The organism is Williamsia sp. 1135 (assembly GCF_002095395.1).
Classification (GTDB): Bacteria; Actinomycetota; Actinomycetes; order Mycobacteriales; family Mycobacteriaceae; genus Williamsia.
This window is the reverse complement of record NZ_MJEI01000050.1, coordinates 1-20,991: the sequence shown is the minus strand read 5'-3', so window position 1 is coordinate 20,991 and position 20,991 is coordinate 1. Positions and strand designations below refer to the sequence as shown.

The 20,991-nt window shown below is 63.3% G+C and carries 18 protein-coding genes and 1 rRNA gene; 4 read left to right on the top strand and 15 right to left on the bottom strand.

Annotation, left to right across the window (positions count from 1 at the left end; all coding sequences use genetic code 11):
• Window positions 1–18 precede the first annotated feature (18 nt).
• From BFL43_RS01960 to BFL43_RS01950, 3 genes are all read right to left on the bottom strand, one after another.
• Window positions 19–1,539: ribosomal RNA gene (locus tag BFL43_RS01960) — 16S ribosomal RNA — on the bottom strand.
• Window positions 1,540–2,045: 506 nt separating this feature from the next.
• Window positions 2,046–3,083: a hypothetical protein gene (locus BFL43_RS01955; RefSeq protein WP_084890275.1), complete on the bottom strand. Its 1,038-nt coding sequence runs from the start codon at window positions 3,081–3,083 to the stop codon at window positions 2,046–2,048.
• 96 nt (window positions 3,084–3,179) lie between these two features.
• On the bottom strand, window positions 3,180–3,584 hold the full coding sequence (locus BFL43_RS01950) for a hypothetical protein (RefSeq protein WP_240497997.1): 405 nt from the start codon (window positions 3,582–3,584) through the stop codon (window positions 3,180–3,182).
• Window positions 3,585–4,104: 520 nt separating this feature from the next.
• Here BFL43_RS01950 and BFL43_RS01945 point away from each other — a divergent pair.
• On the top strand, window positions 4,105–5,262 hold the full coding sequence (locus BFL43_RS01945; protein WP_084890273.1) for a hypothetical protein: 1,158 nt from the start codon (window positions 4,105–4,107) through the stop codon (window positions 5,260–5,262).
• Here the strand turns inward: BFL43_RS01945 and BFL43_RS01940 are convergent.
• The 9 genes from BFL43_RS01940 to BFL43_RS01900 form a co-directional block, all read right to left on the bottom strand.
• Complete coding sequence (locus BFL43_RS01940; RefSeq protein ID WP_143695025.1) at window positions 5,259–5,777, bottom strand: hypothetical protein; 519 nt, start codon at window positions 5,775–5,777, stop codon at window positions 5,259–5,261. The genes BFL43_RS01945 and BFL43_RS01940 overlap by 4 nt on opposite strands.
• Window positions 5,774–7,483, bottom strand: coding sequence for an alpha/beta hydrolase (locus BFL43_RS01935; protein ID WP_084890268.1), 1,710 nt, complete (start codon window positions 7,481–7,483; stop codon window positions 5,774–5,776). The genes BFL43_RS01940 and BFL43_RS01935 overlap by 4 nt, the downstream gene beginning before the upstream one ends.
• Window positions 7,484–7,487: 4 nt before the next feature.
• Window positions 7,488–7,790, bottom strand: a complete 303-nt coding sequence (locus BFL43_RS01930) for a hypothetical protein (RefSeq protein ID WP_084890266.1) — start codon at window positions 7,788–7,790, stop codon at window positions 7,488–7,490.
• A gap of 118 nt (window positions 7,791–7,908) precedes the next feature.
• A complete protein-coding gene (locus BFL43_RS01925; protein WP_084890263.1) occupies window positions 7,909–9,096 on the bottom strand; it encodes an ATP-grasp domain-containing protein in 1,188 nt (395 codons plus the stop codon).
• A gap of 21 nt (window positions 9,097–9,117) precedes the next feature.
• Complete coding sequence (locus BFL43_RS01920) at window positions 9,118–10,089, bottom strand: phosphotriesterase (RefSeq protein WP_084890260.1); 972 nt, start codon at window positions 10,087–10,089, stop codon at window positions 9,118–9,120.
• A gap of 96 nt (window positions 10,090–10,185) precedes the next feature.
• Entirely contained in the window at window positions 10,186–11,313 is a 1,128-nt protein-coding gene (locus tag BFL43_RS01915) for a hypothetical protein (RefSeq protein WP_206186596.1), read from the bottom strand.
• Window positions 11,314–11,746: 433 nt separating this feature from the next.
• A complete protein-coding gene (locus BFL43_RS01910; protein WP_084890256.1) occupies window positions 11,747–12,724 on the bottom strand; it encodes an NAD-dependent epimerase/dehydratase family protein in 978 nt (325 codons plus the stop codon).
• Between the two features lie 47 nt (window positions 12,725–12,771).
• Window positions 12,772–13,143 carry a hypothetical protein gene (locus BFL43_RS01905; protein WP_084890253.1) on the bottom strand — a complete coding sequence of 124 codons (372 nt, stop codon included), beginning with the start codon at window positions 13,141–13,143 and terminating at the stop codon, window positions 12,772–12,774.
• Window positions 13,144–13,275: 132 nt separating this feature from the next.
• Window positions 13,276–14,673: an acyl-CoA synthetase gene (locus BFL43_RS01900; protein WP_084890278.1), complete on the bottom strand. Its 1,398-nt coding sequence runs from the start codon at window positions 14,671–14,673 to the stop codon at window positions 13,276–13,278.
• A gap of 74 nt (window positions 14,674–14,747) precedes the next feature.
• On the opposite strand from BFL43_RS01900, the gene BFL43_RS01895 reads away from it, so the two are divergent.
• Genes BFL43_RS01895 through BFL43_RS01885 form a run of 3 tightly spaced genes read left to right on the top strand, consistent with a single transcriptional unit; the run spans window position 14,748 to window position 17,610 of the window.
• The gene (locus BFL43_RS01895; protein ID WP_084890252.1) at window positions 14,748–15,230 is read left to right on the top strand and encodes a cupin domain-containing protein; all 483 of its coding nucleotides are present in this window, start codon (window positions 14,748–14,750) and stop codon (window positions 15,228–15,230) included.
• The gene (locus BFL43_RS01890; RefSeq protein ID WP_084890250.1) at window positions 15,227–15,940 is read left to right on the top strand and encodes an SIMPL domain-containing protein; all 714 of its coding nucleotides are present in this window, start codon (window positions 15,227–15,229) and stop codon (window positions 15,938–15,940) included. Before BFL43_RS01895 ends, BFL43_RS01890 begins: the two co-directional genes overlap by 4 nt.
• Window positions 15,937–17,610: an amidase gene (locus tag BFL43_RS01885; RefSeq protein ID WP_084890247.1), complete on the top strand. Its 1,674-nt coding sequence runs from the start codon at window positions 15,937–15,939 to the stop codon at window positions 17,608–17,610. Before BFL43_RS01890 ends, BFL43_RS01885 begins: the two co-directional genes overlap by 4 nt.
• Window positions 17,611–17,700: 90 nt before the next feature.
• Here BFL43_RS01885 and BFL43_RS01880 read toward each other — a convergent pair whose 3' ends face one another.
• The 3 genes from BFL43_RS01880 to istA form a co-directional block, all read right to left on the bottom strand.
• Window positions 17,701–18,369: a sulfurtransferase gene (locus BFL43_RS01880; protein WP_346425930.1), complete on the bottom strand. Its 669-nt coding sequence runs from the start codon at window positions 18,367–18,369 to the stop codon at window positions 17,701–17,703.
• Between the two features lie 128 nt (window positions 18,370–18,497).
• On the bottom strand, window positions 18,498–19,262 hold the full coding sequence (gene istB, locus BFL43_RS01875; RefSeq protein WP_084889766.1) for an IS21-like element helper ATPase IstB: 765 nt from the start codon (window positions 19,260–19,262) through the stop codon (window positions 18,498–18,500).
• Entirely contained in the window at window positions 19,259–20,776 is a 1,518-nt protein-coding gene (gene istA, locus BFL43_RS01870; RefSeq protein ID WP_084889768.1) for an IS21 family transposase, read from the bottom strand. The genes istB and istA overlap by 4 nt, the downstream gene beginning before the upstream one ends.
• Window positions 20,777–20,991: the final 215 nt, after the last annotated feature.

Sequence of the window (20,991 nt, the reverse complement as noted above, 5' to 3'; positions counted from 1 at the left end):
GTTTATGTTGCTCCTTAGAAAGGAGGTGATCCAGCCGCACCTTCCGGTACGGCTACCTTGTTACGACTTCGTCCCAATCGCCAATCCCACCTTCGACGGCTCCCTCCCACAAGGGGTTGGGCCACCGGCTTCGGGTGTTACCAACTTTCATGACGTGACGGGCGGTGTGTACAAGGCCCGGGAACGTATTCACCGCAGCGTTGCTGATCTGCGATTACTAGCGACTCCGACTTCACGGGGTCGAGTTGCAGACCCCGATCCGAACTGAGACCGGCTTTAAGGGATTCGCTCCACCTCACGGTATCGCAGCCCTCTGTACCGGCCATTGTAGCATGTGTGAAGCCCTGGACATAAGGGGCATGATGACTTGACGTCATCCCCACCTTCCTCCGAGTTGACCCCGGCAGTCTCTCACGAGTCCCCGCCATTACGCGCTGGCAACATAAGATAAGGGTTGCGCTCGTTGCGGGACTTAACCCAACATCTCACGACACGAGCTGACGACAGCCATGCACCACCTGTACACCAACCACAAGGGGGGCCATATCTCTATGGCTTTCTAGTGTATGTCAAACCCAGGTAAGGTTCTTCGCGTTGCATCGAATTAATCCACATGCTCCGCCGCTTGTGCGGGCCCCCGTCAATTCCTTTGAGTTTTAGCCTTGCGGCCGTACTCCCCAGGCGGGGTACTTAATGCGTTAGCTACGGCACGGATCCCGTGAAAAGGAACCCACACCTAGTACCCACCGTTTACAGCGTGGACTACCAGGGTATCTAATCCTGTTCGCTACCCACGCTTTCGTTCCTCAGCGTCAGTTACTACCCAGAGACCCGCCTTCGCCACCGGTGTTCCTCCTGATATCTGCGCATTTCACCGCTACACCAGGAATTCCAGTCTCCCCTGTAGTACTCAAGTCTGCCCGTATCGCCCGCACGCTTGGAGTTAAGCCCCAAGTTTTCACGAACGACGCGACAAACCGCCTACGAACTCTTTACGCCCAGTAATTCCGGACAACGCTCGCACCCTACGTATTACCGCGGCTGCTGGCACGTAGTTGGCCGGTGCTTCTTCTCCAGGTACCGTCACTCACGCTTCGTCCCTGGTGAAAGAGGTTTACAACCCGAAGGCCGTCATCCCTCACGCGGCGTCGCTGCATCAGGCTTGCGCCCATTGTGCAATATTCCCCACTGCTGCCTCCCGTAGGAGTCTGGGCCGTGTCTCAGTCCCAGTGTGGCCGGTCGCCCTCTCAGGCCGGCTACCCGTCGTCGCCTTGGTAGGCCATTACCCCACCAACAAGCTGATAGGCCGCGGGCCCATCCCAAACCGCCGGAGCTTTCCACCACAAAACATGCATTCCGTGGTCATATTCGGTATTAGACCCAGTTTCCCAGGCTTATCCCAAAGTTTGGGGCAGATCACCCACGTGTTACTCACCCGTTCGCCACTAATCCACCAGCAAGCTGGCTTCATCGTTCGACTTGCATGTGTTAAGCACGCCGCCAGCGTTCGTCCTGAGCCAGGATCAAACTCTCCATGAAAACCTTCCAAAAACCATCCCCCAAAAAGGGAGACGCTTTTCAAAAAAATATGTCCTGAAGAGATTCCAAAATCCCAACCAAACAAAAACTGACACCACCACAGGACTCAAAACCTGCGATGGGATCAAAAATAAAATATCTAACTAATGCCGGCACCACAACCATCACCAACCAAACCCCCCACAAAGGAAGTTTCGTCACCGTGACAGAAGCAGCACCTAAATGGCACTAACAATCCATCGACACACTATCGAGTTCTCAAAGAACACACCCCCACCGACTTCGACACCCACAACAGGCGCCATCCCGGCAAAGATATTTTGTTATGTCCGCGACGATACGCTCCACACTGAAGTGGACTCGTAACTGTCGTGGGCGGCCAGCGTTGTTCCTTCAGGAAACTTCCTGTCGGTGTTAGGGCCGCTCCGGACTCTCGCTCTCCGGCGCCTCACTCGCTGACTTGAAGAAAGTTACGGGACTACCGTGCCAGGAGTCAAATCGCCTGGTTAACGGCGTGTTGCCGCAGGTTGTCGGGCAGGCAACCGTTCGGCTGCTTCGACTCGGTCGCACAGCTCGCGCAGTGGCTCGTCGTGGTTCTGCCCGGAGATCTTCCCCAGGGCCTCGTACTTACTCACGCTGGAGCCAAACCGCCGGTAGAGGTAGTCACCCTCTTCTGAGCTGATCGAGCTACCCAGCGGCGCAGCCCCGGCCTCCCCGAACACCAGGAGCCGGTTGGTGACCGGACTTCGCGGGGCCGTGTACCCAGGGTTGATGAATGCCCGCAGGATGGGGCGCAGCGCCGACAGCACTTCGCCGAGCCCGGGATCGTCGTGCCCGGTCGATGCGGTGCGTCCGAGTTCCAGCAGGTAGGTCGCGGTGTTGAAGTCGGCGTCTTCAGGGCGGGCCGCTACGCTCCCCTGTCCGAACAAGCAGGCCCGGAGGGTTCTGACCTGATCAACGCGGTCCAACGACCTGGCCTTCGATGCCCGGGCAATCAGACCGTCCTGTCGCACGATCTGCTGCACAACATGTCGGGTCTTGCTCTCGCGCTCGACTGCCAGCTCGGCGGCAGACCCCCGGTATTTCTCGATCAGCGCCAGCTCACGCGGGCCCACGTGCTCGCCCCGCGTGGACCCCGGCGGCGGTTCGCTGACTATCTCTTGACATACGAGGTCGGTGCCACCCAACTCGGTCACATCCCGGAGCAAGTCGATGCGGCGAAGCTGGTCCGGATCGAGCCGGGTCCGCAGCAGGGTGATCCGGCCGGCCGGCACATCCGGTCGTGACAGATACAACGACACCGTGTCCGAGAGCCGCTCCGATGTCGCGTTGGCCGTCCACTTGCCTGGGATCTTTCTCGCGGACTTGATCAGGGCTTCGTCGCGCCACAGGCATTCCCATGCCTGCTGATCGGTGAGGTCGGGCCGGCGCACCAGGGCGCGCCACGGCTGGAACAGGGGGTGGGCGGTGGCGATCATCCACGCGATGACCGGCTTCGGCAATTCGACTGTGGCCCTGCACATTGCGTGCATCAACAATTCCATGGACGCTCCTCACGAGCGGTGCTTCGGCAACTATCAACAGACCGACAAGGGTCAGTCGGCCGCGGAGACTGCGCGCTCACAACTGGCGGTTCGCGCTCAGTCGTCGTCGGGTGGCAGCAAATCGTCCGGGAAGCGGTACTCGCACCCGAGGGCGTCGGTCGATTCGGTACCCCAGTTGTCGCGGAACCAGGTCACACAGATATCGGCGAGCAACTCCGGATCGCGGCTGAACAGGTAGCCGTCGGTGCAGTCATCGAAGTTGTCGTTGTACAGCCACCTGTTCAGGGGCAGCGTGTCCGAGGAGTAGTCAGCAATCAGCAGGTGACCGAGAACGCAGCGGGAACGCCGCAGCATCATCACCCCGTCGGCCAACATCTGGACTTGCGCACAGACCACCTCGCCTTCGTGGTCATCGTCGTAATCGATGTATCCGCTGGGCCCCATCTCGAGGATGAAGCCGACCGGCTTGTCGGCGAACGACTCGACGAGCCAGGCGGCCATTTCGGACCACTCGTGCACGCCCGAGGTCTTGTCGGGTTCATCCATGGTGGTCCTCCTCCCGTCGCGTCCGAACACAACATAGCGCCGGGTACCGACAGGAAGGTTCGCAGCATCTCCCGGGCGTTTCTCGCTCTGAGATACATCACCCCGGGTCAAACGTGGGACGGGATCGATGAACTTGAGCGTCACCAATCTGAGCCTCCTCGAGGACTGGGTGTCGCCGGTCAGCTTGTCACCCATTCGCGGCAAAACACTGCCAGAGTGGTGACCCGACGTTGGCCTTTTACATCGCACCGGCGACTAATTGCGCAGTGGTAATCGGTACTTCAGCCGCTGTCTAAGTCGATCGAGTCGTTCTCATACGTGACTGTCGCTCACAAAACCGAGAACCGTGCGCGGGAGGTTCCCCGCATGCAGCGGTAGTCGCAGAAACAGGTAGGTCACTACTCGTGCCAATCCGTCGCCTGGCGGCGCACAATTGCTCATCGGGACAGACACCCGCACAGCCAGAGGTGGCCGCATGGACGAAATCTCCGCAGACGAACAGGCCCGGCTGGAGAAAGCGCTGCGTAAACACCGGAAATCGCTGTCTGCTTACCCCAACGTGCACAATGTCGACGTGGGGTTCGAATACGCCGACGGCTCCCCCACCGGCCGACTCGCCCTCCGTGTCCACGTGACCGAGAAGAAGTCGAAGACGAAGCTCAAACGCGTGGAGCGGGTCCCTGACGATATCGACGGGATCCCTGTCGATGTCATCCAGTACAACCCCGAACCACATCTCGTCCGCACCGACCGCTTCGATCCTCTCCGCGGCGGCGTGCAAATGATGAACACGTCCAAGACGACGGCCGGGACCTTGGGCATGATCGTCTTCGACCGAGACAGTCTGCAGCCGCTCGCGTTGTCGAATTGGCATGTGATGCTGCAAAACCCGGCGCAGCCGGCTGATGTCATGGCGCAACCGTCGGGGGTCGACGTCATGGGCGGCGTCCTGCGCTACGACCGGGCACTCGACTGCGCCGTCTGCGTCCTCGCCGGACGCACCTGGTCCCTCGACCTCCATGAACTCGGCACCGCGACCGGGCTGAGCGACCCACGTCTGGGAGCCAAGGTCATCAAGTCCGGGTTGACCACGGGAGTCACCTGGGGCGTCGTCGAGGGAGTCAACGCCAGCACCTTCACGATCGTGCCGGACGATCCCGCTATGCCGGAGATCAGCCTCGGCGGTGACTCTGGTTCCGTGTGGATCAACCGGTCCGACAGCCTCGCCGTCGGCCTGCACCGCGCCGGTAACGACGAAGCGGTGGCCGGCGGCACCGAACGGGCAACGGCTGTCCGCATGATCGCTGTCACCGACAAGCTCAAGGTCCTCGTGTTCGATGGCCTCGCCGTCAGCACGGCCTGGATCGGCGGGACCTGCAGAGTCCTGGCACGAACCGCCCCCAACACCGAATGCTCGGTCGAGATCCGTTATCCGAGCGGACGACGCAGCAGCGCCGCAGGTTTGGCGCCAAAACGCTCCGACAGCACCGGTTGGGTGGAATGGACCTGGCGCATCGGCACGTCCACCGCACGCAAACCGGGCATCGAGTATCTCGTGGCCACGGTCACCCTCGGCGGCGCCACCCGGTCCATCCAGCGCAAGCTCGAAGGTCACACGAGCACCGAGCACTAGTCCACGCGCTGCGTGGTGATTCTTTCCGGCCAATCGATACCGCGGTCCATCGCCGAGTTCGGAAAGCACGGCGAGCTGACTCTGAGTGACACATCGTCCGGCTTTCCCACCATCGTGAGGGCGAAGCCGTCCCCCGTCACGCCCACCACGTCATAGTCGCCTCTCACGTGGTGGCCGTCTGCACGCCACACATCGATCACAGCGGCGCGTACCTGGGCCGGATCCATGTCGCCAGGCACGAGCAACCACATACCGAAGGTCCAATTGTAGGGCTGGTCGGGATCGCCGCTGTCGTCACCGGTGCACGGTCCAGGCGCATCGCCCAAGGTCGAATGGGGATATCCGGGGTACGTCGTCACCAGCGTCGCGGACCATGGCAGCGCGTCGGCTGTTGTTTGAATCAGTTCGACGATCCGGTCGTGGGCCAGTTGACTGTTCATGTGTTCTTCGCCGGCACACCCGCCAACAGCCAGTAGTCCGAGCGCGGTCAACGCGATCAGGATCCGTTGCATCACTGCACATCTCCGTATTTCCCCGCGATGATGCGGCCCATGTTCAGCAGCGACACAGAATCGTCGTCCCAGTAGTCGCTGTGTGCTTCGAGGCTCACGCCTGGTCCCCGTTCGGATGCGAATACCCTCGCCCCGAAACCGCTGTCGTGGGGATCGGCGCCATGTACCACCTCGACGAGGTTGATCACGTCGTCGGTCGAGACCGTCGCCCAGACGCGTTGCGAATTGGGCCGGTCGTCGGGACCGGTCAGGTTCAGGTCGCCGACGTCGTCAGGCCCGCCGAGCCCGGGGCTGGCGACGAATACGACATCATCGACGTTCAACTCTCGCCTCCCGGACGCCGCCTCGGCAGCGACGACCGTCCCATAGCTGTGACTGACAATCGTGTTGTGCGATCGCCCCAGACCCTCGTGGGTCGCGCGAAGACCCTCCTGCAGATTCACCAGAGGTTCCGCTCCGCGGGCCGCGTACACACCCGCTCCGGCTTCGATCAAGCCCGGCGGCGCGTCATAACCGAACCAGGCGATCGTTGCCGTCTCCGATGACTTGTCGACGTCCGCAGCTGCCTGAGCCATCCGATCGGCACGCTCCACACCGCCACCGATGCCGCCGAGGTTCGCACCCGTGCCGGGGACGAAGGTGGCGACGTTGTCCGCAGTGTCGGGATTGTTGACGGCGACGGCAGCGTGACGCCTGTCGACTTTCATCAGATACCGCTTCCTCCCGTCCGACTCGGCCGCGACCGTGTTCTGCAATCCGACCAGCGCCGCCAAGTCAGCCGTCGCCGAATCGTGGAGTTGCTGCCAGTCCTCGAGTCGCTGACGGTAACCATTCGGATTGCTCTGCTCCCCTGGGGCATTGCGCGTCGGATACTGCGCGGGGTCGGGTTTGAGGGCCTCGATGTCGGCGATCTTGCCGCGCGCCTCGTTCTGCAGCTCGCCCAGGTACCGGCGATTGAAGTGGTCGCGATCGGCCACCGGGATCCCGTCCATGTTTCCCACTCCCCGATCGTGATCCCAGAGCGCCGCCTTCTCGGCTGAGGTCAGGCCAACCCAGAAGTCGTTGAGCGCCTGAGGGTCTGTCGGTAGCCGACTGCGGCCGGCGATGATGTCGCGCACCACTGGGCCGAGCGGGACGACGGTGGTGGCACGGTCGGCGTTCTGGACCAGTTCACCGAGCGTCTTGGTGATCTCGGCGGCCAGAATCGCATCCGCGCTACCCGCCGTCGCGAGTGCGTCCGTCAGATAGGACTGGTATTCGGCCGCTCTACGAACGGCGAAAGCACGAGCCTCCTCATAACCCATGGTCGCCGGTATCGCGATGGGATGCCCCGGTCGCGAGTCTGCCGGAGCCGTGACGGTGCCGTTGTCGGCGACGAGAAAACCGTTGCGCACGATGCTGTTCGCCCAGTTGCGGACGACCTCGCTCGAACGAACGACATCCGGTCCGAGGCGGGTGATGGCGTCGGCGATGTCGAGGATCGTGATCGCGAGCCGGTTGCTCGCCTGCTTCTCCGAGTCGGTCCGGGCCTGCGACGCTTCGGCCGCGTCGCCCCGCCAGCTGTCCATGGTCGTGGCGACAGATCTGGCGACGTCGTTCATCGCTGTATCGAAGGTGTCGACCGCGGTGTCGATCCCAGTCGCGGTGGTCGACAGGAAGTGGGCGTTCGACGCCCAGGTACGGGCCTGGGACACAGTGGGTGTACTCATCGGATCACAGCTTCAGCAGGCCACTGATCGAGTCGGCGTACTGCTCGTCGGTGATTCCGACGGTCAGCGCCGCCTCGGTGTTCTTCTGGGCCAGGGCGTCCACCCGCATCGCCACAGCTTTCAACGCCGCCTCGATCTGGATCTCCGCAGTCCCACACGCCGCCGCGACATCGGACCCTCTGAGACCCGCGAGCAATCCCGCGAACGTGCGGTTCACATCGATGCCGCGGATGTCGTTCGCGGCGTTGGTCAGATCGGTTGCGAGCGTGCGGATCGCGTCGAGATCCGCCTTCAACACTGGTGCCATCTGGATTCCCCCAATCCTCGGTGATCGAGACCGACGCTAGGTCACGTCCGAGTCGTCGGGAGGTTTCAGCGAGGCGGAAGCAGGGCGCCTGTGGATTGTCGGCGGACCTGTGGACAACTCAGCGGATGGGTGAGCCGTTCCAAGAGACGTCGAAGAACTGCGCCGCCACGAGTTGTTCGCGCGTATCGCGGTCGACTCCGAGCGCCTTCCGGTACCGCAGGACGTGCTGCAGCGACAGCGCCGTGTACAGCAGCGGCAGGTGATCGTGCTTCGGGCCGTAGACGTCGCTCGCGCCGTGAGCGGCGCGCAAATTGGTCCGGGCCCGGCTCGGGTGCAGCAGCGCGTCTCTCAGGACAGCGACCTTGATCGACCGCTTACGCCCCGCGGGAACCACGACCGGCGCTGCCGGCCGTGGCCCGAACAGCGCAGCGTCGAACTCTGCTGCCGTCGCGACGGTACATCCCGACGTCGGGCGGGGATTGCATTCGACCATGTGGTGCACACCGTCGTCGGTGACGAGGTAGTCGAAGCTCAGCTGACCATGCCAGTTCAGTTCGCGCGCAATGGTTTGCGCCGCGTGCAGCGACTCGGGTGAGTCCACCGATTCGAAGATGATGCCGCCTCGGTCATCGATGGTGAGCGGATGTTCGTAGCAGGAGTGCAGTACCACCTCACCGTGGTGGACGACGCTCCAGCTGCAGCGGTCGACGCCTCGCAGATACTCCTGCACGAGCCAGGGTTCGGCGGGTGTCGGGTGGATGTCGTCGAGACTGGATTCCCCCGCGAGTGCGCCGCTGTTGGTGATGATGTCGAGGCCGCCGCGGCCATATGCGGCACGCGCGAACCAGTGGTCCCATTGGTCGACCGCTTCACGGAGTTCGGCGTTCGACGTCGCCGTGATCGACTGCGCCACAGGCAAGCCGAGTGATCCACACAGTTCGCTGAATGCCACCTTGTCGTGCACCTGCGCCAGGATCTCGAACGACGGAAAGAACAATTCGGCGCGGCCGGCGAACTGCTCTCGATACGCCGCGAGGTAGAAGACCTCTTCGAACATGGGGATCAGCCAGTTGATCTCGTGCTTGTCGATCAACTCGTCGACGGCGGCGATGAACGCGAGCGGGTTCTGCGCCGGTGCAGGCACCTCGGCGTGGCGAGCCGCTCCCCGCGAATGACTACCTGGCGACGCCTTGAAGGTGTCGACCGCCGTCACGTCCCGGCCCGTTTCGCCCAGCTTGCGGATCTCGTCCACCGCGAAGGGCATGCGCGATGTGGTGGCCAGGATGCGGGGCGCGGGCGAGCTCATATCCTGGAGATCCTACGGTCCTCAGTTCTCGAAGTATCGCCGCGGATTGTCGACGAGCATGGTCGTGATCTGCTCGGTCGACACCCCACGTTCGCGTAGCGCCGGCAGCACGTCGTCACTGATGTGGGTGAAGATCCAGTTCGGCACCGCAGCGGCTTTGGCGTGTTCGTCGAACCAGTCGATGAAGCAGGACGCGTCGTGCGCCAAGACCATGCGTTCTGCATAGCCGCGGCGCACCATCTCGGCGACTGTGTCGACGCGTTGCTCGAAGGGCAACAACACATCCAGGCCGAAACGGTCCATCCCGAGATAGGACCCGGCGTCGGCGACCTTGCAGAGGTAGTCGAGGTCGGTCGTGTCACCGGAATGGCCGATCACGACCTTCGAGAGGTCTGCCCCTTCCTCTTTCAGAACCCGTTGCGCGACCAGCCCCGACCCGGTGTGCGGATTGGTGTGCACCGTGATCGGCACTATCGTCTCGGCCTGAGCGGCGCCGACCGCGCGCATCACCCGTTCCACCCCCGGGGTCAGACCCAGTTCTTCGATGGCGCACTTGAGGAAAGCCGCCTTGACACCGGTATCGGCGATGCCCTCGCGGATGTCTTTGACGAACAGTTCCACCATCGGCTCGGGCGTATCGAACAGCAAACCCGGACCGGTGTAGTGGAATTGGAAGGGGATCTCGTTGTAGGTGTAGATGCCGGTGGCAACGATGATGTTCAGGTCGACCTCGGCATTGATTCTCTGCAATCGGGGAATGTACCGGCCCAGCCCGATGACGGTCGGATCGACGATCGTGTGAATCCCGCGCGAGGGCAGTGCAGACAGCTTCTGGATGGCATCTTCGACCCGACGCTCTTCATCCCACGGGTTCGGATAGTCGGGATAGTTCTGCCGCATCTCCTCCCCCAGCACGAACACGTGCTCGTGCATGAGGGTGCTCCCGAGAGCAGCGGTTTCCACGGGTCCTCGAACGGTCTCGACGGTTGACACACCAACTCCTCACCGGGCGTCGGGAGTGACGCCGCCACTTCATGGTGGCGCAGCGCCGCGGCTGAGGAGATCGGTTCGAAGAACTGGGGTCGGGACCTAGAGGTCGTCGAAATCGTCGTCACCCAGATCGGGGATGCCCGCGAGTATGGCCGGGCGCAGCGGCAGCGGAACCTCGAGCAGACCGTCGACCACGACGAAGTAGCCGTCATCGATGAATCGAGCCGTCAGCGCGCTCGCGAACGTTTTGGCGACGACGGTCTGCTGATCGTCGAACTCGTCGTCGACGGGATCAACGGGTGACAACGGCTCGTCGGTCATTCCGGCGAGGAGGAGCTGTAAGTCTATGAAGCCGCCATCCATGGACATGTCGGTCGACCGGAAGTCCGCCAACTCCGCCGCGATGGTGGCCGTGAGTGCCTTGCGCAATGTCTGCAGGTCACCGGCCGACGACAGATCGACGCGGCCGGTCGGCTCGGCCCGGTCTCCGTTGATCGAGACGATCCCCATAGTGGTCAGCACCACCCACGGGATGCTCACGCTCGAGAGGTCGTACATCGATTCGGGCCGCTCGCTGAGCTCGAACCCGAGATGGGTCGCCAAGTCGACGGTGCGATCCACGCTCAGCTCACCGGCCTCCGTCACAGAGACGCCATCGCCGATCCACTCGAGGACGGTCGTCAGACGCGTGAACAAGGGTAGTGCCGCGAGTGCCTGGCCTTCGTCCTCCGGATCCACCGGATCGAGTTCGATCATCGAGGGTGTCCGAATCGGCGGGCCGTCCAGCTGGTCCAGCCCCAGGACGCCGGTGCAGTAGGCCAGGTTCTCGTCGGTACCGGTCCACCGGTCTGTTTTTTCCAGGAAGTGGAGCCACGCCACGGCAGCGAGCTGTAAGCCATCGGAGACCTGGACGTCGAGCTCAGACCCGGTCGCCTCGACGTCGTCGAGGAATGCCGCGAACACGTCGAGGTCGGCCATCGTCCACGCTGTCGCACTGAAGCGTGGGTTGCCGTGGGCGATCATCCCCATTACCGGCCCGATACCGCCAACTGCCTGCTCAGGGGTCAATTCGTCAGCGAACTCGGAGTCCGGAAGCCAGGCGATGAAGGCTTGCTCCAACTCGGGATTGAGAACGAACTCGGTTCTCGAAGAGGCGCGACGCTGGTCACGAGCCTTCTGCTTGTCGGCGCGACGCTTGCGATTGTTGCTCTTGCTCGAAGCCATCACCCTCCGAAGGGTAATTGCCATCAGGGCGATCGAGCGGAAGCCGGCCGGAACCCGAGTATGTAGGCGCTGCGAAAACCCCTCACCTGGCGCAGCATCTACACAATCGGGTTCCGCACGAGCGCCACACAATCGAGTGACACCGAATCCGGCCAAACCCTACTCTTCAGTAGGTAACTGATAATGCACCTTGGACGGGACAAATACAACCATCGTTAGCGGAACTAACACGGCGGTAACGTATTTCATTTCTAGCCAAGCGTCCAAAACGTAACAATGCTTATCGGCACCGGATCACGCGTTTACCGCTTAATCCCCTTTCGCCCACTCAAATCCGAAATTGCCTTCGAATGGTTCAGCGATAGCGCCCTGAGATCGCCCGTCTGAACAGCCCTGAAGGGCACATTTCCCGCCGACTGCTGCGAGATGGACGATCTCAGGGCCGCGCAAGCGCCTCGAGTGTCTCTTTGGACGAATATTTCGGGGTCCAGCCCAGTAAGTCGGCGGCCCTGGAGATGTCCATCACGACGGATGTCTTGCCGATATGTATCCATTCGGCATCCGAAGGCACTTTGGGCAGACGCTTGATCACCTCTGCGGCAACTGTCACGGTGGCCGACGGGACCTTCACCGGCAGGCCTCCCAGAGCTGCTGCCACCTCGGAGATCGACACCGTGCCGGTGCCCGCGATGTTGTAGGCGCCGGCGGGCGCATCGGTGGTAACACACTGAGCAATTGCGGCAGCGACATCGTCGTGGTGGACGAGCTGCACGGGAGTGCCGGGGTCCGGGATCGGCATCTTCAGACCGGGCACCGCGCCCGCAACCTTGCGGACGGCGTCGGGGAACCAGTTCCATGGCATGGCGTCGGCCAGTGCCGTCGCTTTCGGGCCGGCAACGATGCATGGGCGAAGAATGTAGACCTCGAGGTCCGTCCCGCCGACGATCTCGGCGACCGCAGCCTCGACTTCGGCCTTCTGCTCAGAGTAATAGTGCTCGCTCGATCCACGGATCGGCGTGTCCTCGGTCAGGGGCAACGGATTGTCGGCGTAGTACCCGTAAGCCGCCACCGACGAGGTGTAGACGATGCGCTTGGGTCGCTCCGCTGCCACCGTGGCCTCGAAGACGTTCTTCGTCCCTTGGAGGTTGACCCGCTGCCCCTCCTGCCGAGAACCGAGGACCAGGAAAGCGAGATGGACGACGACGTCCACCTCGCTGACCAGTGACTTCACCGCGTCGGTGTCGAGGATGTCGCCCTGCCGATACTCGGTCTTGGTCCATCCGTGGGCCGCGGGGTCGAACTCGCGCCGCGCCATTCCGAGCACGCGATCCACCCCGGGATCCGCTTCGAGTGCCGTGACTGCCGAAATTCCTATTTCACCTGTCGGACCGGTGACCGCAACTGTGAGACCCATGCAGCGCAACGTACCCCGATCGGAATCGGATCATGCGTGTCCTGTGGTCACTTCTTGGGTAGCTTGGCACCCATCTTCTCGGCGAAGGCCTGGGTGGCCTTCATCGGCCGCAGCATCACCGTGAACTCGTCGATCAATCGGTCGGGAGTCTCGTGGATGAAATCGCAGCCCTCGATGTCGAGGCCGTCGACCTTCGCCCGGAACACCAGGCCGGTGTAACCATCGAGTGGCGAATCCAGTTCTCGCACATACTCGAAGTCTTCGAAAGTCTCGAAAGCGGTCTGCAATACGAACGCCACCGTCTCACGACCTTCGAATGACTTGAACGCCACCGGGCTGTTGAACGTCACCTTCTCATCCAGCAGCGACGCGATGTCGTCGACCTTGTTCGACTCGACTGCAGAACGGAATGCGTGCATGTACTCGACCTCCTCGTCACGGGTTCCCTGAGGCTAGCGGCAAGCAACGGCGGGCACGCGCAGAACAGGTATTCGGGTTCAGGTCCGCACAGCACAGGTAGGTCGTCTACGCCGTGACACCCGGTGTTCGCGCTAAAGGAGCAACTTTTTCTGGACCTTACCCATCGCGTTGCGTGGCAATTCGTCGACCACCCGAAATTCTCTGGGACGCTTGTGATTCGAGAGTTCAGTGGCAACCAGGTCGATGAGCAGCGACTCGTCGATGCCGTCGCCGACCACCACGGCGACGATGCGCTGGCCGAGGTCGTCGTCGGGCACACCGATCACCGCGACCTCGCGCACACTCGGGTGCCCGAGCAGCACCGTCTCGATCTCGCCCGCGCCGATCCGATAGCCACCGGATTTGATGAGGTCGATGGACGAGCGGCCGACGATCCGGTGCATGCCGCCCGCATCGATGACGGCGACGTCACCGGTGACGAACCAGCCGTCGTCGAGCCAGGATTCGGCGGTCGCCTCGGGTCGGCCCAGGTACCCCTGCGACAGCATGGGGCCGCGAATCTGCAGTTCACCGATCGTCTCACCGTCATGCGGGACATCGGTGCCGTCCTCCGCCCGGAGCCTGGTCTCGACACCGGCCACCGGCAGGCCGACCCAACCAGGCCGGCGTTCGCCATCCACCCGGGTGCTGATCGTGATGAGGGTTTCGGTCATGCCGTAGCGCTCGACGATCTGGTGTCCGGTCAGCTGTTCGATCTTGTCGAACACCGGGACCGGCAGGGGCGCGCTACCGGAGACGAGCAGACGGGCCGAACTCAGTGCGCGCGCAGCATCCTCGTCCGCGGCGATGCGGGACCACACGGTGGGCACGCCGAAGTACAGACTGCCGTGCGCCGCCGCATAGTTCGCCGGGGTGGGTTTGACGGTATGGATCACCGAGCCGCCGACACGCAGCGGTCCGAGGATCCCGAGGATCAGGCCGTGCACGTGGAACAGCGGAAGGCCATGCACGAGAACGTCGTCCGCGGTCCACGCCCAGGCGTCGGCGAGCGCGTCGAGTCCGGCGGCGATCGCCCGCCTGGTCAGCGGGACGCCTTTGGGGAGTCCGGTGGTGCCGGAGGTGTAGAGAATGAACGCTGCCGAATCCGGATGCGGTTCGGGATGACTGTGCCACGACCGCGCGAACATCCGGACCGGGAGAACCGGCAGGGTCGGATCGTCGGGTGCTGCCCCGAGCCAGGCCTGGGCCCCCGAGTCGTCGAGCATGTGCTGACGCTCCGCAGCACCGGTGTCGGGCGGGACAGGAACCACCACAACACCCGCGATGAGCGCACCGACCACCGCAACCACGGTCTGCGCGGTGGGCTCGGCGAGGATCGCGATCCGGCGGGCGCCACGGATTCGTTCGGCCACCGAGGTGGCCGCACCGATCAGATCGCTACGCGAGAGGGTGACATCACCGACCGTGACGACTGCGGATTTGTCCGCTCCATTGGCGAGGGCGGATTGGGTCAACGACGGAAACAGCAGCACATCGACCACTTTCTCACATCGTTTCCGCCAGGCTCTCGTCCGTGACGGGAGTTCAGGGGAGAATCGTCGTCATGGGCAATCACGACGGATTTCATCCTGATCTGGAGACCACCGGCGCAGAGTACGGAAGGCAGTCACTGCGGTCCCGGCTGCATCACGTCAAGGCGTCCGACGTCACCGGTGACACCGCGCAGACCGACGGGATGCGGCGGCTGGCCGCGATCAGCGGCGAGACTGTCGGCTCAGAAAAGCTGTGGAGGGGCGAAACGCACGTCGCACCCGACACCGCCTCGGCCAACCATCATCACGGCGAATCGGAGACCGCGATCTTCATCCGCAGCGGGCATCCGGAGTTCGTCTTCCACGACGGAGTCGAGGAGGTGCGGATCAGCACCGAACCCGGCGACTACGTCTTCGTCCCGCCGTATGTGCCTCACCGCGAGGAGAACCCTGATCCGGACAATCCCGCCGTGGTGGTGATCGCCCGCAGCACCCAGGAGGCGATCGTCGTCAATCTGCCGGAGTTGTACGCGCTCGACGAGAAACTGTCATGACCGGTCGCACGGTCACGATCACCGTCAGCGGTAGCGCACAACGGCACTACTCACCCAACCGCTGCACGGTGCACCTGGGCCTTCATGCCGACGGCTCGGATCGACAGGCCGCAGCCGACCAGGTGACCGCAGCCGCGGTGAAGATCACCGAGGCGGTCACCGCTCTGGTCGAGCTCCCTCGGAGCCCGGTCGCCCGGTGGTCGCTCGATCAGATACGGCACAACAGATCTCGGCCCTACCACCGTGAGGGCAAGAAGCGACCGTGGATCTACCGGTCGTCGGCCTCGGCAACAGTCACTTTCAAAGACTTCGCAGCGCTGGGACCGTTCCTCGACGAGGTCTCCGATGTCGAGGCCGTCAGCGTGGGACATCTGCACTGGCGGCTCACCCGGAAAGTCGAAGCAAAGAAGACCGCTCACGTTCGCGACCTGGCTGTTCAAGATGCGCTCGCGAAAGCGCAGGGATACACGCAAGGTCTCGGTTACAGCGAGTTCCACGCCATCGCGATCGCGGACCCAGGAATGCTCGGACTCTCCACGGGTGGTCAGCAATACCTGCAGCCGGACGGTGGGGTTCCCGCCATGGCGCGGCGGATGTCCGCGTCGCCCGCGGGCGACGAGGTTCCGATGATCGAACTGAAACCCGACCGGATCACCGTCTCCGCCAACGTCGAAGCTCGCTTGGAAGCAGTTCGGCCGGACAACTCATGACCACCCCCGAGCAGTTCGCTGTCGTCGAGACCTCCATCGCCGATCTGCGCAGGGCACTGGAGTCGGGCGAGGTCACCAGCGTCGACCTCGTTCAGCGGTATCTCGACCGAATCGAGCACTACGACCACAGCGGGATCACGTTGAACGCGGTGGTCGTGATGAACCCCGACGCGATTGCCGAAGCGCAGGCCTCCGATCAGCGTCGCGCGCAAGGCTCTTTGCTCGGTCCGCTCGACGGCATCCCGTACACCGCGAAGGACAGCTACAAGGTGCGCGGTCTCACCGTCGCGGCCGGTTCCCCCGCGTTCGAGGATCTGGTGGCGGGCGACGACGCCTACGTGATCTCCCGCTTGCGGGCCGGCGGTGCGATCTGCCTCGGTCTGACCAACATGCCTCCGATGGCCGCGGGAGGAATGCAGCGCGGGGTGTACGGTCGGGCCGAAAGCCCCTACAACGCCGACTATCTCACCTCGTCGTTCGGATCGGGTTCGTCGAACGGCTCCGGCACGGCAACCGCAGCGAGCTTTGCGGCATTCGGTCTCGGCGAGGAGACCTGGTCGTCTGGCCGGGCTCCGGCGTCGCACAACGGTCTGGTTGCGTACACGCCCTCGCGTGGCGTTATCTCGATGCGCGGTAACTGGCCGCTCTACGGGACGATGGATGTCGTTGTGCCACACACCCGAACCGTCGACGACATGTTGCAACTGCTCGACGTCATCGTCGCGGACGACGACAAGACCCGCGGCGATTTCTGGCGTATGCAGCAGCACGTACCGATCCCGAAGGCGTCTTCCGTTCGTCCAGACGACTACCTCGCGTTGGCCAATACCCCTGCGCTCGAAGGCAAGACGATCGCGGTTCCCCGGATGTACATCAACTCCGACACCGCGGGAAAGGATCCGGTACACACCAGAGGATCCATCATCGACCTCTGGAACAGTGCTCGTGCCCATCTCGAGGCACTCGGCGCGACCGTGGTGGAGAGCGACTTCCCAATCGTCGAGAATCACGAGGAAGACCGGGAGGGGGCGTACAGCATGGTCAGTCGCGGGCTGGTGCCCGACGACTACTTCTCCTGGGAGATGGGTGTGCTGATGATGTGGGGCTGGCACGACTTCCTCGACGCCAACGGGGATCCGAACCTCCACGCTCTCGCGGATGTCGATGGGTCAAAGATTTTTCCACTCCCACCGGGCGCTCTGCCAGATCGCTACGACGTCGAGGACGAAGACTTCTCCGTGACCGTCGAGCGGGCCAAGAAAGAAGTGCCCGCACTGGGTGACATCCCGAACCTGCAATGGGCTCTGACCGGACCCGAGGAGACCAGAAAGTCCGATCTCGAGGACTGGATGGACGCGAATGGTTTTGATGCCGTGGTCTTTCCGACCCAGTCCGATGTGGGGCCTGCCGATTCGGATGTCAATCCGGCGTCCGCAGACATCGCCTGGGCCAACGGTGTGCGGTACTCCAACGGGAACCTCGCGATCCGGCACTTCGGCATCCCGACGGTCACGGTGCCGATGGGCCTGATGGTGGACACGCAGATGCCGGTCGGGCTGACGTTTGCCGGACGAGCATACGACGACAGCCAGCTACTGGCGATGGCATCGGTCTTCGAGAGCTCCGCCGATCGTCGGCCGGTGCCGCCACGGACACCGGAATTGCCGTAGATCTCATGTCGGCAAATCCCCACCGGTTTGCGAATGCTTCACCAAGCACGTCGACCACATTGTGAGCGGCTGAACATGGAGCGCAGGGACCTACGCGTCAGGACCCGTCGCGACCGGGTTGGCCGAATCCGAACTCCACTGCGACCAGGACCCCGGGAACAGCATTCCCGCGATGCCGGCGAGTTCCAGGGCGACGAGGTCGACAGCTGCGGTGACCCCGGAGCCGCAATAGACACCGACCGGAACGGATCCGTGCACACCCGCTGCTGCGAAGAATTCACGCAACTCTGACGGATTCCTGAAGAAACCATGCTCGTCGAGAGTTGCGGTACTCGGGACATTTACCGCTCCCGGGACGTGGCCCGCCACGGGATCGATCGGTTCGACCTCACCGCGATAGCGCTCAGGGGCACGGGCGTCGACACGAACCCCTGCAAAGTTCGACACCTGCTCCGCGGTCAGCGTCGGCAACTGCCCGGAATACAGGTCGGTTGCCGAGAGCTCGACATCACCAGCGGGAGGCGTTTCGCTCCCAGCCATGAGGGAGTGACCTGCGGCGATCCAAGCACTGAGCCCACCGTCGAGAATCCGCACGTCGGCGATGCCTGCGGCACGCAGCACCCACCACGCCCGCGACGAGCCCGCACGGTTCCAATCGTCGTAGACCACAACGGAATCACCGCGGTTCACACCCCACCGGCGCAACGCGGCCTGCAGCACTGACCCCTCCGGAAGAGGGTGCCGGCCACGGCCAGACACTGTCAACGGTCATCGGGAACTGCCCATGTGCGGACTTGAAAACTGCCCGTAGGTGGCCAATAAGAACTGCCCGGTGGCGGACATGAATCTGCCCATGCGGCGGTGCCCGCCACCGGTTCCGAGGGTGGTCAGTTCAAGGCTTTGACCCCCTGTCCGTGCAGGGCTTGTGCGAGGCGGACTGAGTCTCCGCTGGTCTGGCAGAGGTGTGCGTGGTGGAGCAGTCGGTCCACGGTGGCGGTCGCCAACGTTTTGGGCATCAACTCATCGAACCCGCTGGGATGCAGGTTCGACGAGACCGCGACCGATCGGCGTTCGTAGGCTGCTTCCACGATCCGGTAGAGCCCCTCGGCAGCGTCGGCGCCGACCGGGAGGAGCCCGACGTCATCGACAATGATGAGCTCGGCGCGGACGATCTTGGCGACGGCTTTGCCCAAAGAATCATCAGCACGATGGGCACGTACGAGTACCCCGAGCTGTTCGAGGGTGAACCAAGCCACCGGCATACCTGCTTCAATAACATTGTGTCCCAATGCTTCGAGGAAAAATGTCTTCCCCGTCCCAGCTGGCCCGCACACGACCAGGTTCTCCCGCCGCCCCACCCATTCCAGGGTGCGCAGCGCGTGCTGGGTGGGCAGTGGGATCGAGGAGGCATTCTCGTCCCACACATCGAAGGTTTTGCCGGTCGGAAACCGTGCGGCTTTGCGGCGGGTGGTGAGCATCGACCGGGCTCGACCAGCGGCTTCTTCAGTCAGCAACGCTTTGATGACCTCGGCCGGATCCCAGCGTTGTGAGCGGGCGGTGGCCAACACGTCGCCGGCGACCGCCCGTGCGTGGGGAAGCCGCAGTTGGCGCATCAACTGCTCCACCTCGGCCGGCAGCGTCGGGGTACTCATGCGATGTCCTCGTCGTTTACGTGAGAATTGTTGAGGCCGAACGAGTTCCATCCGGTTGTTCCTTGAGCCAAGGAGGTGTCTTCGGAGGCTTGGTGGCGAGTCGGGTCCATTCCTTTGCTGGCGAGGATCGAGTCGAGGTCGCCGGTGGCGAACCGGCCGTGCACCGCGGCGTGACCCAATGCCCAATCCACATCCGGGCGGCTACTCAGGGTCGAAAGGTCCACGGCGTGGGTCATCTTCTGAAAGATCCGTTCGGTCCCGACGGCGGCGGCTTCTTTGAGCCACACCACCGCGCCCTCTCCGATCGCCAGGAAAGCGTGCTCAGCAGCGCTACGAGCGCGGATCCGGTAGTCACCGGGGATCTTGCCGGGCTGATCCGGGAAGTGGGCGTCATCGATTGCGGGGGTGCCGCGGGTGGTGCGGCGGTGCCGGGCCACTTCGACCGGGCCACCGCCGTCGAGGGCGCAGATGATGACCTCATCGGTACCCGGGTGGTGGCGCACCCACACACTGTGTCCCAATAATGTTGACGGGATGGAATATTGGCCGTGCTCGAAAGTGATCATCGGAGTGTTGTCCGGTACTTTGCGGGTCACCCCCAGGCCCGCGGTGTGCGGCAGATCGGGCACCGCATGGAGCTGGGTGCGTTCGATCTCGAGCATCTCGGCCGGTACCCGGCCGGTGGCCCTGTGGACCCGGTTGTTGACAAGCGTCATGAACTCGCCGCACGCGGTCTCGACGTCGACGAAACTCGCGTACTCGCCTAGCAGGTTCGTCTCGGTCGGCACGATGTCGGCTTTAGCGAGTTTGACGGCGTTCTCCACCCCGCCTTTGGAGGCCGGGTCGGCCGGCTCACACGTCAGGACGGAGATGCCGTAGTAGCGGCCGAAGGTCACCGCATGACGGTTGCGGACCGGAACCCCCGCCACGTGCCCGGTCGTGACCGTTTTCTCGTTGTCGGTCAGCAGGTACGTCGGAGCGCCGCCGACGATGCGAAATACACGGTCGAGGCCGGCGAACACGCTCGGCCCGGTCCGGTCGTGCAGGGCGATGACGATCCGAAAGCGGCACCACGCCAACCACGCGACCAGCAGCACCACCTTTCGGCCGTTCACGATCGGGCCGTCACCGAAGTCGTACTGCAGCCACAATCCGGGTTCGGTGACCCACGGTCGGTGCACTCGCGTATTGCCCAGGCGCCATTGAGCTTTGATCTCCGCCAGTGCCCGGCGGGTGGTGCGTTCGTTGCCGGTGTACCCCAACGCGGCCAAGCGTTCGTGGGCTTTGTCGCCGCGGATCTTGCCGTGCGAATCCTGCACCCACTTCTCCAGGTTCGGGGTGAAGTCGTCGATCAGTCGGGCCCGGCGAACCTGCGGCGGCAGGCCGGCATCGCGGTCCTCGACCGCCTTCTTGACCGTGTGATGCGAGCACCCGCAAAGTTCGGCTGCCGCGCGATACGACCCAGTCAGATCGTAGGCATTGAGTATTTCCATGAGTTCTCCGTCAGACTTCAATGTGGTCTCTCCCGGGTGATTCGAATCGACTAGGCATCGACATCGAACCTCGGGAGAGGCCCCCACGGCGCAGACGCGCCGCACTGGGATCAACAGGACTGGGCAGATTCATGGCCGGCAACGGGCACATTCGTGCCCGCCAGTGAGCAGTTCTTATTGGCCGTCAGTGGGCACTTTCATGTCCGCCTACGGGCAGTTTTTCATGTCCGCCGACA

Coding starts and splice junctions, on each gene's coding strand:
- BFL43_RS01945 (WP_084890273.1), top strand. CDS start 4,105: ATGGACGAAATCTCCGCAGACGAACAGGCCCGGCTGGAGAAAGCGCTG.
- BFL43_RS01905 (WP_084890253.1), bottom strand. CDS start 13,143: ATGCACGCATTCCGTTCTGCAGTCGAGTCGAACAAGGTCGACGACATC.
- BFL43_RS01935 (WP_084890268.1), bottom strand. CDS start 7,483: ATGAGTACACCCACTGTGTCCCAGGCCCGTACCTGGGCGTCGAACGCC.
- BFL43_RS01895 (WP_084890252.1), top strand. CDS start 14,748: ATGGGCAATCACGACGGATTTCATCCTGATCTGGAGACCACCGGCGCA.
- BFL43_RS01930 (WP_084890266.1), bottom strand. CDS start 7,790: ATGGCACCAGTGTTGAAGGCGGATCTCGACGCGATCCGCACGCTCGCA.
- istB (WP_084889766.1), bottom strand. CDS start 19,262: ATGAGTACCCCGACGCTGCCGGCCGAGGTGGAGCAGTTGATGCGCCAA.
- BFL43_RS01950 (WP_240497997.1), bottom strand. CDS start 3,584: ATGGCCGCCTGGCTCGTCGAGTCGTTCGCCGACAAGCCGGTCGGCTTC.
- BFL43_RS01890 (WP_084890250.1), top strand. CDS start 15,227: ATGACCGGTCGCACGGTCACGATCACCGTCAGCGGTAGCGCACAACGG.
- BFL43_RS01885 (WP_084890247.1), top strand. CDS start 15,937: ATGACCACCCCCGAGCAGTTCGCTGTCGTCGAGACCTCCATCGCCGAT.
- BFL43_RS01925 (WP_084890263.1), bottom strand. CDS start 9,096: ATGAGCTCGCCCGCGCCCCGCATCCTGGCCACCACATCGCGCATGCCC.
- BFL43_RS01955 (WP_084890275.1), bottom strand. CDS start 3,083: ATGGAATTGTTGATGCACGCAATGTGCAGGGCCACAGTCGAATTGCCG.
- BFL43_RS01910 (WP_084890256.1), bottom strand. CDS start 12,724: ATGGGTCTCACAGTTGCGGTCACCGGTCCGACAGGTGAAATAGGAATT.